This is a genomic window from Streptomyces sp. NPDC051133 (genome assembly GCF_040682635.1).
GTDB lineage: Bacteria > Actinomycetota > Actinomycetes > Streptomycetales > Streptomycetaceae > Streptomyces.
Map to the genome: position 1 here is coordinate 1 of NZ_JBFBBK010000165.1, position 2,848 is coordinate 2,848.

At 68.6% G+C, this 2,848-nt stretch carries 2 protein-coding genes; both read right to left on the reverse strand.

Annotation, left to right across the window (positions count from 1 at the left end; genetic code table 11):
- Positions 1-55: 55 nt before the first annotated feature.
- Positions 56-892 (reverse strand): IS256 family transposase, encoded by an 837-nt coding sequence (locus AB0N17_RS45885; protein ID WP_366017619.1) that lies wholly within the window; start codon positions 890-892, stop codon positions 56-58.
- 410 nt (positions 893-1,302) lie between these two features.
- Positions 1,303-2,331, reverse strand: a complete 1,029-nt coding sequence (locus AB0N17_RS45890; RefSeq protein WP_366017620.1) for an ANTAR domain-containing protein — start codon at positions 2,329-2,331, stop codon at positions 1,303-1,305.
- Positions 2,332-2,848: the final 517 nt, after the last annotated feature.

Here is a 2,848-nt window from a genome sequence, read left to right on the forward strand (position 1 = left end):
GCACCGAAGACGCCCCACCCGCCCTGTCGCGCACCAGCCGCCTGACCCGCCTGGGCTACCGACTCACGACATAACCCAATAGAGCAGCAGAGTCCCTGGAGTTGATCGATTCGACCATGTTCGTGGAGTAGACCACCGTCCTTATGGCTGGCGGGAACGCCAGGTAGGGCGTGAACTCCGTCCAGGCCGACCGCCAGGTCCGCACGATCGCGGGGTAGCGTTCTCTCAGGTCAGGGACCTCGAAGGCGTCGAGGGCCTGTTCGGCGGCCTGTTCGGTCGGGGCCGTGTGGATGGCCTTCAGGGCCGGGACCAGCTTGGGGTGGTCCCGCACCGACGACAGTGTGAGCGAGGCCCTGGTCAGGTGGATCACACACGTTTGGACGGTGGCCTTGGGCCAGGTCGCGGTGACGGCGTCGGGCAGGCCTTTCAAACCGTCGCAGGCGACGATGCAGACATCCTCGATGCCGCGGTTGCGTAGCTCTGACAGGACTGCCATCCAGGTGGTAGCGCCTTCGCCTTCGGCTCCGGTCCACAGTCCCAGGACGTCTTTGCGGCCGTCCATGTCCACACCGACGGCCAGATAGACCGGTTTCGAGGTCACCGAATCCGAGCGGATTTTCACCCGTAGTGCGTCGATGCAGATGATCGGCCAGACCGCATCGAGGGGCTGGTTCTGCCAGGTCACCAGTTCGTCGACCACGGCGTCGGTGACCTTGCTGATCAGGTCTGGGCTGACCTCGACCCCGTAGATCTGGGCCAGATGGGAGCGGAGGTCGCGCACGCTCATGCCGCGGGCGTAGAGGGAGAGGATCCGGTCGTTGAACCCGGCGAGCCGTCGGGCGTTCTTCGGGACCAGACACGGTTCGAAGTCGCCGTTGTGGTCCCGCGGCACCGCCACAGTGACCGCGCCGGCATCGGTGAGGACTGTCTTGGGCGAGGTGTCCCGTTGCGGGAGTTTCCCGGCCCGTGACCAGCCCGATCGCCTCGCTCGTAGCCGAGGTGCTCGCTCATCTCGGCTTCCAGAGCCGTTCCAGAACAGCCCTTGTGATTTCCGTCAGCAGCCCGCCCTCACCCAGCAGGGCTGTTCCGGAAGCGTCGGCCTTGCCGAGCAGCCGCTCGATCCGAGGCCGGGCCCCGGGCCAGGCTGCCACATCACGGACTTACACGATCTTTCAGACACGCTCTCCGCCGACCACGTCGCCTCCGGCGCCCGCCGCATGGTGTTTCTGACGGCCGGCGGGCATGTCGAGGAGTAGATCCCCGAACCGCCGATGTCTCTGTACGCGCCGCCGTTGGCCGTCGTCAACTGGAGCGACGGAGAGCGGTGAGAGCGCTGCGGAGGTAGCCGGGGAGGGCTTCGTGGAGCGCGGGGTCGATGTTCCAGCCGTCGTAGGGCGGTTGGTCGGCGTCCAGGATGAGGGGGTTGCCGGTGTTGGTGCGGACGAGGACGCGAATCGTTTCACCGTAGTGGGCGGGGCGGTTGGTGAGGTAGGCGGCGAGGACGGTCTGGCCGAAGGCGGTGGGATCGACCGCGGTGGGGGTGCGGCCGTGCGCTTTGCAGATCCAGACGCGGCTGCAGGGTTCGTGCATCTGGATCTCCCACCGTACCGGGCCGGGTTCGTCGTCGCCGATCATGAGGCCGATCCTGCCTGGGCTGTCGACGTTGGATGCCGCTACCTGCGGGTAGTGGCTGGATGCGGTGCTTAACGTGACGGGGCGGGGGTCCGCCGTGGTGCGGTTTCGGCGACGACGCGGGTCGTCGTCGGCGATCTGCGTGGCAAGTGTATGCAGGTGAGGGCCCGGGGCCGGGCGCGGTTTTTTCCGGGCCCTCGCGAGGGTTCGCGCATCTCCGGGGGGTGGGATGTGCATGGCGCGAATGCTGTGCTCAACGATGCCTGTGGGCTGGTGCTCACGCGGGTGGGTTCGGCTGGGGGTGGGGTACTCGGCGGGTGGTGGCAGGTTGCGGATCCGCGGCGGCACGGCGGCGATGACCGTGCCGCCGCGCGCGTGTGAGGCCGGCGCCCGGCTTGTGAGCCAGCGCCGCCGGGCGTGGTCAGCTCTCCGGGGGCCCTGGGTTCTTGTGTGGAGGCGTAGGGCTTCGTCGAGTGCTTCCTTGATCGGCACTGAGAGTGGCTGGTGGGTGCGGGCCCAGTGGGTGACGGCTTCGGCGACGGTGTGGAGTTTGGTGTTGGCGAGCTGGGAGGTGACGCGGAGCACGGTGAAGCCGGTGTCGGGGTCAAGCTGGTGCAGGCAGATGAGGACGCCGATGGCCTGGTCGACGCATGCGTGGGAGGCGACGGCTCGGCGGAGCTGGGCGACTTCCGCTTCCATCCGTGCCACGTGCTCCTCGCGGCCCGCCATTGCGGGGTGCGGGCGACCGTTGCGGGGGTGTAAGGGGTTGCTCGGCTGGGAGCTCATCGGGGCCTTGGCGGTGGACGGGTAACTGGGGGCTGTTTGGTGCCTGCCCAGAGTGAGGGGGAACATCCCGGCTGCCTCTAGGGCCCGCTCGTCCCGCAAAGCCTGCGCGGCGACACCCGGCTGGCGGGCTTCGGACAAGGTGGCGTGCCGTGCGCGGGAGGCTGTCGGGCCGGGCCCCGGCCCGGTGCACCGAGGGGGGAAGGTCGGCGTCGCGCCGGACTGGGGTCCTGGGAAGGTAGCCGGGCTCGGCGGCGGCTGAGCACCCGGCGCGCCGTTCCATGCGAGTGATTCCATTATGGAGCTGATCAGCGGTTGCCCGCGACCGCTCATGGCTGGTGATGCCGACAGCGACCGTGCCGCCGCTTGTGCGCCGGGCCGTGAGATGGCGCTGCTGCCCTACACGTCCACCGCGCGCTAAGGGAAGGGTGAC

What these genes read in the sequence shown, in the direction of transcription:
- AB0N17_RS45890 (WP_366017620.1), bottom strand. Translation starts at nt 2,331, where the DNA reads ATGGAAGCGGAAGTCGCCCAGCTCCGCCGAGCCGTCGCCTCCCACGCA.